General features: G+C 50.4%; 10 protein-coding genes. 6 read left to right on the top strand and 4 right to left on the bottom strand.

The genetic code is table 11. The features are described from left to right. Positions 1-8: 8 nt before the first annotated feature. Both glnL and glnA read right to left on the bottom strand, forming a co-directional pair. A complete protein-coding gene (glnL, locus tag RHD99_RS23640) occupies positions 9-1,058 on the bottom strand; it encodes a nitrogen regulation protein NR(II) (RefSeq protein ID WP_183272956.1) in 1,050 nt (349 codons plus the stop codon). Between the two features lie 266 nt (positions 1,059-1,324). Then, positions 1,325-2,734, bottom strand: coding sequence for a glutamate--ammonia ligase (gene glnA / locus RHD99_RS23635; protein WP_183272955.1), 1,410 nt, complete (start codon positions 2,732-2,734; stop codon positions 1,325-1,327). Between the two features lie 374 nt (positions 2,735-3,108). On the opposite strand from glnA, the gene typA reads away from it, so the two are divergent. The 5 genes from typA to fabY all read left to right on the top strand — a co-directional run bounded on the left by typA (position 3,109) and on the right by fabY (position 7,997). Next, complete coding sequence (gene typA, locus RHD99_RS23630; RefSeq protein WP_183272954.1) at positions 3,109-4,935, top strand: ribosome-dependent GTPase TypA; 1,827 nt, start codon at positions 3,109-3,111, stop codon at positions 4,933-4,935. Positions 4,936-5,111: 176 nt separating this feature from the next. Next, entirely contained in the window at positions 5,112-5,708 is a 597-nt protein-coding gene (yihX, locus tag RHD99_RS23625) for a glucose-1-phosphatase (protein WP_183272953.1), read from the top strand. After that, the gene (locus tag RHD99_RS23620; RefSeq protein WP_183272952.1) at positions 5,705-6,577 is read left to right on the top strand and encodes a virulence factor BrkB family protein; all 873 of its coding nucleotides are present in this window, start codon (positions 5,705-5,707) and stop codon (positions 6,575-6,577) included. Before yihX ends, RHD99_RS23620 begins: the two co-directional genes overlap by 4 nt. Continuing rightward, entirely contained in the window at positions 6,574-7,011 is a 438-nt protein-coding gene (gene dtd, locus RHD99_RS23615) for a D-aminoacyl-tRNA deacylase (protein WP_270141742.1), read from the top strand. Before RHD99_RS23620 ends, dtd begins: the two co-directional genes overlap by 4 nt. 44 nt (positions 7,012-7,055) lie before the next feature. Then, positions 7,056-7,997 (top strand): fatty acid biosynthesis protein FabY, encoded by a 942-nt coding sequence (fabY, locus tag RHD99_RS23610; protein WP_183272950.1) that lies wholly within the window; start codon positions 7,056-7,058, stop codon positions 7,995-7,997. 11 nt (positions 7,998-8,008) lie between these two features. Here fabY and RHD99_RS23605 read toward each other — a convergent pair whose 3' ends face one another. Both RHD99_RS23605 and RHD99_RS23600 read right to left on the bottom strand, forming a co-directional pair. Then, entirely contained in the window at positions 8,009-9,691 is a 1,683-nt protein-coding gene (locus tag RHD99_RS23605; RefSeq protein WP_309876978.1) for an AsmA family protein, read from the bottom strand. Positions 9,692-9,816: 125 nt separating this feature from the next. Further along, on the bottom strand, positions 9,817-11,208 hold the full coding sequence (locus tag RHD99_RS23600; protein ID WP_183272948.1) for a nucleobase:cation symporter-2 family protein: 1,392 nt from the start codon (positions 11,206-11,208) through the stop codon (positions 9,817-9,819). Positions 11,209-11,438: 230 nt separating this feature from the next. Here RHD99_RS23600 and gltS point away from each other — a divergent pair, with 230 nt between their 5' ends. Beyond that, a complete protein-coding gene (gene gltS / locus RHD99_RS23595; RefSeq protein ID WP_309876977.1) occupies positions 11,439-12,641 on the top strand; it encodes a sodium/glutamate symporter in 1,203 nt (400 codons plus the stop codon). Positions 12,642-12,664 lie beyond the last annotated feature (23 nt).

Raw genomic sequence — 12,664 nt, 5'->3', positions numbered from 1 at the left:
AAAGACCTCTACTTACGAATAGGCAGGTAAACCGAGAACTCGGTATGACCTGGCCAACTGTTAAATTCGATTTTTCCCGAATGCTGATCGATCAAGTTGCGTGCAATAGAAAGACCTAAACCCGTCCCTCCTTCACGTCCGCTCACCATTGGGTAGAATAGTGTGTCCTGCAGATGGGCCGGAATTCCCGGACCGTTGTCTTCAATATCAATGCGAGCAGCCAGGCGATAACGCGTACCGTGCAGCGTAATTTGAAACGCAGTACGCGTGCGTAGCACAATCTCACCGCCGTCGCTGCCCAACGCCTGAAGCGCGTTGCGCACAATATTCAGTAAAATCTGTTCAATTTGGTCGGGATCATGCGCCAACTCAGGCAAACTTGGGTCGTAATCTCTCACCAGCGTCACATTCGCTGGTAACTCCATCGACACCAATTTCATCACACGCTCAGTAACTTTGTGAATACTTTCAGTGACGTGCATGCCGGGTTGTTGCGGGCCTAACAGCCTGTCCACCAGATTACGTAAGCGGTCAGCTTGCTCAATAATCACCTTGGTGTATTCGGTGAGAGAGGGATCGGGTAAGGCTTTTGCCAGTAATTGCGCCGCGCCGCGTAACCCACCAAGTGGATTTTTAATCTCATGTGCCAGCCCACGGACTAAGTCACGAGCGGCAATTTGCTGCGCTTGTTGTAACTGTTCCTGACTTAAACGTCGCTGATTATCCATCGGCGCCATTTCCATCAGGATGAAACCTTCTGGCAAACGTTGTGCAGTCAGGGAAAGAATGTGGGAACGGCTATCAATAACTAGTGTGACTTCGTTATCGGTAAAACCCTGGCCTGCGGTCAGGCTTTCCTGCATCAAGCCAACATTTAGCGAAAAGTAACTCAACAGCTCTGGAAGAGGTGTGCCGTACAGCTTGCGCGAACTTTGCGCCAAAAGTTGCTGTGCAGCTGGGTTGGCGTAATGCACCGCCAGCTCGTCATCGACCAGTAAAATGCTGTTGATTAAAGAATTCAGGATCTGCCCAGCATCGGGCAGTGTGCCGGTTGCCATACAGCAGTCTCCGATAATTTGCACTGTGATGGTGCAGTATAGTTTCCTGCGGGCAAAAGATATTGCTACAGAAGGTTATTTGTGGAGAAAAAAGCCCATCATGAGATGGGCCAAAAGTTTCCACGGCAACAAAATCCTCAGCGTCTTTCTTACCACAGCGGTGTTGGCTACTCTCATTCACCCGAATCACTTACTTGAGTAAGCTCATCGGGATTCATTCGATTGCCGCCTGGCTGTGGCAAGAAATCCGCAGAGTATTACTAATATTAAACGCTGTAGTACAACTCAAACTCTACCGGGTGCGGAGTCATACGCACACGGTCATTTTCTTCAATACGCAGGGCGATGTAAGCATCGATTGCGTCATTGGTGAACACGCCACCCGCAGTCAGGAACTCACGGTCTTCGTTCAGGCAGTTCAGTGCTTCTTCCAGAGAGCCAGCAACTTGTGGGATCTCTTTCGCTTCTTCTGGCGGCAGGTCGTACAGGTTTTTGTCCATTGCTTCGCCCGGATGGATTTTGTTCTTGATGCCATCAAGACCAGCCATCAGCAGAGCTGCAAAGCACAGGTACGGGTTAGCTGCTGGGTCTGGGAAACGCACTTCAATACGACGTGCTTTCGGAGACGCAACCACTGGAATACGGATAGAAGCAGAACGGTTACGCGCAGAGTAAGCCAGCATAACTGGAGCTTCATAACCTGGGACCAGACGCTTGTAAGAGTTGGTTGTTGGGTTCGCCAGGGCGTTGATGGCTTTAGCGTGCTTGATAACGCCGCCGATGTAGTACAGCGCTTGCTCAGACAGGCCTGCATATTTGTCGCCAGAGAACAGGTTTACGCCGTTCTTGGACAGGGACATGTGGCAGTGCATACCGGAACCGTTATCACCAAACATTGGTTTTGGCATGAAGGTCGCAGTTTTGCCGTATGCGTGAGCAACGTTATGAACCACATATTTGTAGATCTGAATTTCGTCCGCTTTTTTGGTCATGGTGTTGAAGCGGGTGGCGATTTCGTTCTGACCCGCTGTTGCAACTTCGTGGTGATGCGCTTCAACCACCAGGCCCATTTGCTCCATGGTCAGACACATTGCAGAACGCAGGTCCTGAGATGAGTCAACCGGAGGAACCGGGAAGTAACCGCCTTTAACAGCAGGACGGTGACCTTTGTTACCGCCTTCGTATTTAGTACCGGTGTTCCATGCGCCTTCGATATCATCGATAGCAACGTGAGAACCGGAGATAGAGCTACCAAAACGGATGTCATCGAACAGGAAGAATTCTGGCTCTGGCCCGAACAGTACAGTATCGGCAATGCCAGTTGAGCGCAGGTAGTCTTCAGCACGTTTTGCGATGGAGCGTGGGTCACGGTCATAACCCTGCAAAGTGCCTGGCTCAAGAATGTCACAACGAATGATAAGAGTGGAGTCTGCGAAGAACGGGTCAATAACCGCGGTAGATGCGTCTGGCATCAGAACCATGTCGGATTCGTCGATGCCTTTCCAGCCACCAATCGAGGAGCCATCAAACATTTTGCCTTCTTCGAAGAATTCAGCATTCACCTGGTGAGCAGGAATTGTGACGTGCTGTTCCTTACCTTTGGTGTCAGTGAAGCGCAAATCAACAAATTTCACTTCATGCTCATTCAGCATCGTCAATACGTGTTCAGCGGACATACTTAAATCTCCTGGATTGGTCATTGTCGTCGTGGTAACGAGGTGTTCAATACATTCTATTTGGCTTTTCGCCCTGAAATGATTAAAGCGAAATCTGTGCCAACTTTTAAATTACCCTAAAAAGGCGCTATCATGCGCGGTATAGTGCAAAAGGGCTGCACCATGATGGATAGTTTGCACCAATGTAGTGCTTCGGTCTGAGATTTGAGCACCATATTGGTGCAATTTTCGTTATGGCACCCTTTTTTGCTCCGTGAAAGCGATCACAAACCCTTACTTTCAACATTGTTTGTAAAGGTTCTTTGTGATCCTGTTCTGTCCTTCGATTAATACGTGTACAATAACGCGCTATTTCTAATGCCTGAGGCAAAGTTGTGATCGAAAATCTGCGTAATATCGCCATCATCGCGCACGTTGACCATGGTAAAACTACCCTGGTTGATAAGCTGCTGCAGCAATCTGGTACTTTCAGTAACGAACGTGCTGAAGCTACTGAACGCGTGATGGACTCCAACGATTTGGAGAAAGAGCGTGGGATTACCATCCTCGCTAAAAACACCGCTATCAAATGGAATGACTACCGTATCAACATCGTTGATACCCCTGGGCACGCCGACTTCGGTGGTGAAGTTGAACGTGTAATGTCCATGGTAGACTCCGTTCTGCTGGTCGTTGATGCAATGGATGGCCCAATGCCGCAGACGCGCTTCGTAACCAAAAAGGCATTTGCCCATGGTTTGAAGCCAATTGTTGTAATCAACAAAGTTGACCGTCCTGGTGCGCGTCCTGACTGGGTTGTTGATCAGGTATTCGACCTGTTCGTTAACCTTGAAGCAACCGACGAGCAACTCGATTTCCCAATCATCTATGCATCTGCATTGATGGGGATCGCGGGCAACGATCACGGTGATATGGCGGAAGATATGACCCCGCTGTACCAGGCGATTGTTGACCACGTTAAAGCACCAAGCGTTGACCTTGATGGTCCGTTCCAGATGCAAATTTCCCAGCTCGACTACAACAACTATGTTGGCGTAATCGGCATCGGTCGCATCAAACGCGGTAAAGTGAAGCCTAACCAGCAGATCACTATCATCGATAGCGAAGGTAAAACTCGTAACGGTAAAGTTGGCAAAGTGCTGACCCACCTCGGTCTGGAGCGTATTGAATCCACCGAAGCCGAAGCAGGCGATATCATCGCGATTACCGGTCTTGGCGAACTGAATATCTCCGACACCCTTTGCGATACGCAAAATGTTGAAGCGTTGCCAGCACTGTCTGTCGATGAACCAACCGTTTCTATGTTCTTCAACGTCAACACCTCTCCGTTCTGTGGCAAAGAAGGTAAATTCGTTACCTCTCGTCAGATCCTTGACCGCCTGAACAAAGAGCTGGTGCACAACGTTGCGCTGCGCGTTGAAGAAACCGAAGATGCGGATGCATTCCGTGTATCCGGTCGTGGCGAACTGCACCTGTCTGTTCTTATCGAAAACATGCGTCGTGAAGGCTTCGAACTGGCTGTGTCCCGTCCGAAAGTTATCTTCCGTGAAATCGATGGCCGTAAGCAGGAACCGTTTGAAAACGTGACTCTTGATATCGAAGAGCAACACCAGGGTTCTGTGATGCAGGCTCTTGGTGAGCGTAAAGGCGACCTGAAAAACATGAATCCAGACGGCAAAGGCCGCGTACGTCTTGACTACGTGATCCCAAGCCGTGGTCTGATCGGTTTCCGTAACGAATTCATGACCATGACTTCTGGTACAGGTCTGCTGTACTCCACCTTCAGCCATTATGACGATGTGCGTCAGGGCGAAGTGGGCCAGCGTCAGAACGGCGTTCTGATCTCTAACGGCCAGGGTAAAGCGGTTGCGTTTGCTCTGTACGGTCTGCAGGATCGCGGTAAGCTGTTCCTGGGGCACGGTGCTGAAGTTTATGAAGGCCAGATCATCGGTATTCACAGTCGTTCTAACGACCTGACTGTTAACTGCCTGACCGGTAAGAAACTGACCAACATGCGTGCGTCCGGTACTGACGAAGCGACTACACTGGTTCCAGCTCAGAAAATGACTCTTGAGCAGGCACTGGAGTTCATCGATGATGACGAACTGGTAGAAGTTACCCCGCTGTCCGTACGTATTCGTAAACGTCACCTGACTGAAAACGACCGCAAACGCGCTGGTCGTGGCGGCAAAGAAGCGTAAGTTTCTTTCCTGCAAAGCTGTCTATAAAGCATTGAAGCCCTGCCTGTTTAGGCGGGGCTTTTTTTTGCTTCTTTTTTGCCTAACTGTTCGCAGAACTCGGATCGCTTTTCTGCCAGCGATAGTCAAAGCCCCCCTTTACCGCTACAGTTATTTGTCCATGCGCAAAGGAGAGGCTTATGCTGTATATCTTTGATTTAGGCAACGTCATTGTTGATATCGACTTCAACCGCGTGATGGGGGTATGGAGCGATTACAGTCGCGTCCCGCTAGCGAATTTGCAAAAAAGCTTTGTGATGGGAGATGCTTTCAAGCGCCACGAACGTGGGCAAATTAGCGATGAAGAATTCGCTCAAGCGGTCTGTGACGAGATGGGCATGGCATTGAGCTTCGACCAATTTTCCGCAGGCTGGCAGGCTATCTTTGTCGGACTACGTCCTGACGTTATCGCTATTATGAACAAGCTTCGCGAACAAGGGCATCGCGTTGTTGTGCTCTCTAACACTAACCGCTTACATACGTATTTCTGGCCTGGCGAATATCCGCAAATTGGACAGGCGGCAGATAAAATCTACCTGTCTCAGGAAATGGGTATGCGTAAACCCGACGCAGAGATTTATCAAAAGCTCCTCGAAACAGAAGGTTTTTCTGCAGATCAGGCGGTCTTTTTTGATGACAACGCCGATAATATTAAAGGAGCTCAACAGTTGGGTATCACCAGCATTTTGGTGACCGGAAAAGACACGGTGCCTGGCTATTTCGCAAAAGGCCTATGATAAAAGACGTTCATCGCAAAACGAGCCAACACCTCAGTCCGTGTATCGCCTGGGGAAAGTTGCTCTGGCACCGCATCGACCAGGACAATATGACCACGCTTGCAGGGAACCTTGCCTACGTGTCATTGCTCTCGCTGGTGCCTTTGGTTGCGGTGGTGTTTGCGTTATTTGCGGCATTTCCCATGTTTGCCGATATCAGTATCCAACTGCGCCACTTCGTGTTCTCAAATTTTCTGCCCGCTACCGGCGACATTATTCAGCGCTATATCGAACAGTTCGTCGCTAACTCTACCAAAATGACGGCGGTGGGGGCCTGCGGGCTTATCGTCACCGCGTTATTACTGATGTATGCCGTGGATAGCGCGCTAAACACCATCTGGCGTAGTACTCGTACACGACCAAAAATCTACTCGTTTGCGGTTTACTGGATGATTTTAACGCTTGGGCCGCTGTTGGCTGGGGCGAGTCTGGCGATCAGTTCGTATTTGCTGTCTCTACGGTGGGTCACGGGCTTTAATACCGTGATTGATGATATGTTACGCATCTTGCCATTAATCCTTTCCTGGCTGTCTTTCTGGATGCTCTACAGCATTGTCCCAACGACTCGCGTTCCCGTGCGTGATGCACTGATTGGCTCGTTGGTCGCCGCTCTTTTATTTGAGCTGGGGAAAAAAGGCTTCGCCCTCTACATCACCATGTTTCCCTCTTACCAATTGATTTACGGCGTAATAGCCGTGATCCCCATTTTATTCGTCTGGGTCTATTGGACGTGGTGTATCGTATTGCTCGGCGCCGAAATTACTGTCACTCTCGGCGATTACCGAAAACTTCGCATCGAATCACAGCAGGAAGAATTGGAAGAACCATGATTGCATTAATTCAGCGCGTCACCCACGCCAGCGTCACCGTGGCGGGTGAAGTGACGGGTAAAATTGGCCCAGGACTTTTAGTGTTATTGGGTGTCGAAAAAGAAGATAACGAACAGAAAGCGAATCGTCTTTGCGAACGGGTTTTGGGTTACCGCATTTTTGGCGATGAAAACGACAAAATGAACCTGAATGTTCAGCAAGCGGGTGGCAGTGTGCTGGTGGTATCGCAGTTCACCCTCGCAGCCGATACCGAACGCGGTATGCGTCCGAGCTTTTCGGGTGGGGCTGCACCACAACTTGCTGAAGAGTTGTATGAATACTTTGTTGAACGCTGTAGACAACAGGGCATCGTGGCTGAAACGGGGCGCTTCGCCGCGGATATGCAGGTGAGCCTGACCAACGATGGTCCGGTGACGTTTTGGTTACAGGTCTGAGTTCGCAGCATTTACGGTCCCGCGTAACAAGAGAGAGTACATGTATGTATCACCTTCGCGTACCGCAAACCGAAGAAGAGCTTGAGCTCTATTACCAGTTTCGTTGGGAGATGTTGCGCAAGCCTCTGCATCAACCCAAAGGCTCCGAACGTGACGCCTGGGATGCCATGGCGCATCACCAAATGGTGGTGGATGAAGAAGGGAATATTGTTGCTATTGGCCGCTTGTACATCAATGCCGATAACGAAGCCGCTATCCGCTTCATGGCGGTTCATCCATCGGTACAAGATAAAGGGCTCGGAACGCTAGTGGCGATGACGCTGGAATCTGTCGCGCGCCAGGAAGGGGTCAAACGTGTGGTGTGTAGCGCACGCGAAGATGCCGTTGAGTTTTTTGCCAAGCTGGGTTTTGAGAATCAGGGCGAAATCACCACGCCTTCAACCACCCCTATTCGCCATTATCTGATGATAAAACCCGTTGCCTCGCTGGATGATATTCTCCATCGGGCTGACTGGTGTGGGCAGCTACAGCAAGCCTGGTATCAGCATATTCCATTAAGTGAAAAAATGGGTGTGCGGATCCTGCAATACACCGGGCAGAAATTCATTACCACCATGCCAGAAGCAGGCAATCAAAACCCCCATCAGACGTTATTCGCAGGCAGCTTGTTTTCTCTTGCTACGCTGACGGGGTGGGGACTGATTTGGCTAATGCTGCGCGAGCGCCATTTGGGTGGCACGATTATTCTTGCTGATGCGCACATCCGATATAGCAGTCCGATCACCGGAAGGCCAGGGGCGATTGCCGACCTGGGCTCTTTAAGCGGTGATCTGGATCGCCTGGCACGAGGCCGCAAAGCTCGCGTTGCATTGCAAGTTGAGCTTTTTGGTGATGATGAACAGGGTGCTGTTTTTGAAGGTGTTTACCTGGTATTGCCAGCCAAACCTTTTGGGCCACTCGAAGAGGGTGGGAACGAAGAAGAGTAACCGCCCGGCGCTTATGCGCCGGGTACTTCACCATTCTGCATGGTTTGCTGCACTTGTTTGCCATCGCTTCCGGTGGCTTGCAAAGTCCCATTCACCGTCGGTTTCAATGGCGTTTGCGCTGCAAGGTTTCCGGTCACGGAAAGCTGTAAATTGCCATTACCTTCTATCGGTAGCGCGGGCCATCCCCATTGTTGCAACACGTTTACTGGCACCGAACGCCCTCGTAGATTGACTGCGGCGTTACGCTGCGGAGCCTGCGAAATAGCTCCCGTCGCTTCCAGCATTCCTTCACCTGCGAAAGCACTTAGCTCAGTAATTGAAATCTGGCTGTCTGTGGCAGTCAACGAAATGGATGGGCGGCGCACATCAACACGATTGAAGGTAGCTGAAGAGGCGTTCAGCGTAGCGTTGCCGCTCCAGATCCCCCATTGACCGTTGCGCACAGCTTCAAGATTATTCGCCGTACCGTCTAATGCGGTGAACTGGAACGGGAAGGCCGGATTGATATCGATAACCAGATTTCGGTTCGCCGAAATCTTTTTAATGGTCATTGAATGCAACCATTCCGGTAACGGCTTCATCCAACGAGCCTTCCAGTCTTCCGGCAGCGTATATTCAATCCCGGCAAAAACCAGCTCATCGAGTGCCAGTTTTTTATCATTACGTAGCCAAACGCCTGAGGCGCGAACCATGCCTCTTTCCCAGCGCGAGGTGAACTGGCGTAGCGTGGCGGTTTGACCGTTAAAATCGATATTCACAATCGGATCATTAAGATGCAGATCGCCATTGATAAAGTCGCTGGCATTCATCGAGAGTCGCCCGTCATCGCTCTGCCAACCGCCATCTACCAACGTCAGGTTGCGCAAACTCAGGTCGAGATCAGTGACCGCCCAGTCTTTACCTTCCAGCCGCGCATCAGTCACTTCCAGACTACCAATTTTAAGAGAAGGGACGGTGGAAAGCGGTGCCAGGAAATCGGCAATCGATTTTTCCGTTTGCAGTCGGATGTCGTTCAAACGCAGGCTACCAATCTGCCAGGAGCCGTCCGCAAGACGATTTGCGTTGCCAGTGAGCGAGCCGCGAGCCATATCCGCACCAATGGTCGAAAGCGTTACCTGCTCGTTATTAATCGCACCCTGTAACAGTACGTTGGTGGCAGGAACACCGTTGAGCGTCATGGAACCCGCGCTAAACTGAATATCCGCGGTATTTCCCAGAACTCTGCCTTGCTGTGGCTGCCAGGGCATTACGCCACCATTGACGCGCTGTGCGTGTAAATTCCATTCAGTATTTGGACTGTTAAGCGCCATATCGCTTAATTGCAACATGTCCGCCTGAAATGGCAGCGGTGCAGCATTGGGGCTGATATTTAGCGTTCCGTTTTGCAACAGAATCTTGTCGAAATGCATAGGCTCTGAAAACTGCCGAGAACTCAGGCCGATATCAATATTTTGCGCAACCAGAGTTGCCGGCTGGCCTTTACGCCCAAAAGTGACATTCGTCAGAGTGAGATGCGTGGGCGATGCCCAGCGGTGATCCATCTCTTCGAAAGAGAAGACATAATCACTTTTCTCATTGATCCAACGGCTGACCTGGGACGCTCCCCAGCGAGTTTGTAGCAAAAGGTACGAGGCTATTAACGCAACCAGTACGACAACCAATAACGCAATAAATAGCTTTCCGAGAAATTTCATTGTCTTCCATCCCATGAAGTTTCGGTAAGGGAGTTATGCCCCATTTACCGTTATAGCTCAAGGATCGGATTGTCAGGAGGGGGAACACGCGCTGGCGCGAACAAATCACCAGCGCGTGAAGTACATCAATTTTTCTCAGGCGGGAAAATCAGGTTTAACACGATAGCGGTGATACCCCCGGCAGCAATACCGGATGAGAGCAAGGTTTTCAGCCAGTCAGGAGCGAACTGCAAAATCAATGGCTGTTGAGATACGCCCATACCGACTGCCAGCGACAAGGCGATAATCATAATCGCGCGGCGGTTCAGTGGTTCGCGGGAGACAATGCGCACACCCGATGCGGCAATGGTGCCAAACATCACGATAGTCGCGCCGCCTAAAACAGGCTCAGGAATGTGTTGTACAAATCCGCTCACTGCCGGGAACAAGCCGAGAACGATCAGCATCAGTGCCACGACAAAACCAACATAACGGCTGGCAACACCGGTAAGCTGAATCACACCGTTGTTTTGGCCAAAGCAGGAATTCGGGAAGGTATTGAATACAGCTGAAACGCACGAGTTCAGGCCGTTAGCAAGCACGCCACCTTTCAGGCGTTTCATATACAGCGGCCCAGATACGGGCTGCTCAGAAACGTCAGACGTTGCAGTAATATCACCGATCGTTTCCAGTGACGTCACCATAAAGACCAGCATCAGTGGGATAAGCAGATTCCAGTCAATGCCCAAACCGTAATACAGCGGCGTTGGCACCATAATCAGGTCTGTATTTGTTGATGGCGCGACGTTTGGCAGCATGCCCATCGCCCAGGCGAGCGCATAACCTACCGCCATAGCGATAACCAGAGAAGCTACGCGCAAGTAAGCGTTGCGCTGGCGGTTAAGCAGAATGATAACCAGTAATACGGCACCCGCCAGTAGCAGGTTTTTCGGTGCACCAAAGGTATGGTCGCTCATCGCGGCATAACCACCACCGATAGACGTCAGGCCAACCTGAATCAGAGAAAGACCGATAATCATTACAACAACCCCTGAAACCAGCGGGGTGATGATACGGCGAGCCAGGTGCAAGAAACGAGATAACAGCATTTCGGTGCAGCTTGCGAGCATCAATGTGCCAAATAAGGCAGCCATCATAGTCGGAACGTCAGCCCCGCCATTTTTCAATGCCATACCGCCCATGATCAATGGCGAAACAAAGTTAAAACTGGTGCCCTGAATAGACAGAAGCCCAGAACCTACTGGGCCCCAGGCTTTAATCTGGATAATTGATGCTACGCCTGAGGCAAACAACGACATACTGATAATGTGTTGGGTATCTTCGGCCGGAAGTCCCAGAGCCTGGCAAATCAACATCGCAGGCGTGATTACCGCAACAAACATCGCTAACAAGTGCTGGCCGGCAGCAAAAAGAGTTTGTGGGAGAGGGGGTCTGTCCTCGAGGCGGTAGATCAATTCACTGGAACGAGCCTGAGCAATCGGTTGCGCATCATCAGACTCAACAGCATTAACAGACATCGGAAATTATCCCTTGGAGAAAAAACGGTGATTTTAGCGGACTGAAGTGTAAAAGCAAACGTTTGCTAACAAACTTTCTTAAGATAAAAAGCATATATACATAGCTTTTTATATAACTTTTGACCTGTTTTTGGTTAAAATCCGGCTGCTAGATTTTCTAAAATCTGAAATTCCAGTGAAGGATAAATTAAAAGCGTCTGTGATAAATATGCGCAAACAGGAGCAATTCTATGTTTTATCTCGACACCCTTTCTACCCTTGTTGCTGCGACGCTCGTGTTGTTGCTGGGCCGAAAAATGGTCCACACCATACCGTTTCTAAAAAAATACACTATCCCTGAACCTGTCGCGGGTGGGCTTCTAATCGCCCTTGCCTTGTTAGTGCTTAAAAAAAGTGTCGGTTGGGAATTTGAATTTGATATGAGTCTCAAAGACCCATTGATGCTCGCTTTCTTTGCCACAATAGGCCTGAATGCCAACCTGGCCAGCTTGCGTGCAGGTGGCAAAGTGGTCGGTATTTTCCTGATTGTGGTGGTGGGTTTGCTGGTGATGCAAAACGCCATCGGTATTGGTATGGCGAGCCTGCTAGGCCTTGATCCGTTGATGGGGTTACTGGCGGGGTCCATTACACTGTCTGGCGGCCATGGTACAGGTGCGGCCTGGAGTAAGTTATTTAGTGAGCGCTATGGCTTCCAGAATGCCACCGAAGTTGCGATGGCTTGCGCAACGTTTGGTTTGGTTCTGGGCGGTTTGATTGGTGGGCCAGTTGCGCGTTATCTGGTTAAACACTCATCCACACCTGATGGCACGCCGGACGATAGCATCGATCCCACAGCCTTCGAAAAACCTGCGATAGGGCGCATGATCACCTCGATGGTGTTGATAGAAACCATCGCGATGATTGCCATTTGCCTTACTGTTGGACAGTTTGTGGCGCATCTCATTCAAGGCACCAGTTTTGAACTACCGACGTTCGTTTGCGTGTTGTTTGTTGGGGTAATCCTCAGCAATACGCTCTCTCTGCTCGGCTTCTATCGGGTGTTTGAACGTGCGGTTTCGGTGTTGGGGAACGTCTGTTTGTCTCTGTTCCTCGCCATGGCGCTGATGAGCCTGAAGTTGTGGGAATTGGCTTCTCTGGCATTGCCAATGCTGGCGATTCTGACCGTGCAAACCATCTTTATGGCGTTGTATGCAGTTTATGTGACCTATCGCTTTATGGGCAAAAACTACGATGCAGCGGTACTGGCTGCGGGTCATTGTGGTTTTGGCCTGGGGGCAACACCAACGGCTATCGCCAATATGCAGGCGATTACAGAGCGTTTTGGCCCGTCGCATATGGCGTTTCTGGTGGTTCCGATGGTTGGCGCGTTCTTTATTGATATCGTCAACGCACTGGTCATCAAGATGTACCTGATGCTGCCAATCTTTGGCTAAGTTATTTTCCCTCCTTCTCCTGG

It is taken from the genome of Buttiauxella selenatireducens, from assembly GCF_031432975.1.
Taxonomy (GTDB): Bacteria; Pseudomonadota; Gammaproteobacteria; order Enterobacterales; family Enterobacteriaceae; genus Buttiauxella; species Buttiauxella selenatireducens.
This window is presented reverse-complemented; position numbering and strand designations above follow the sequence as displayed.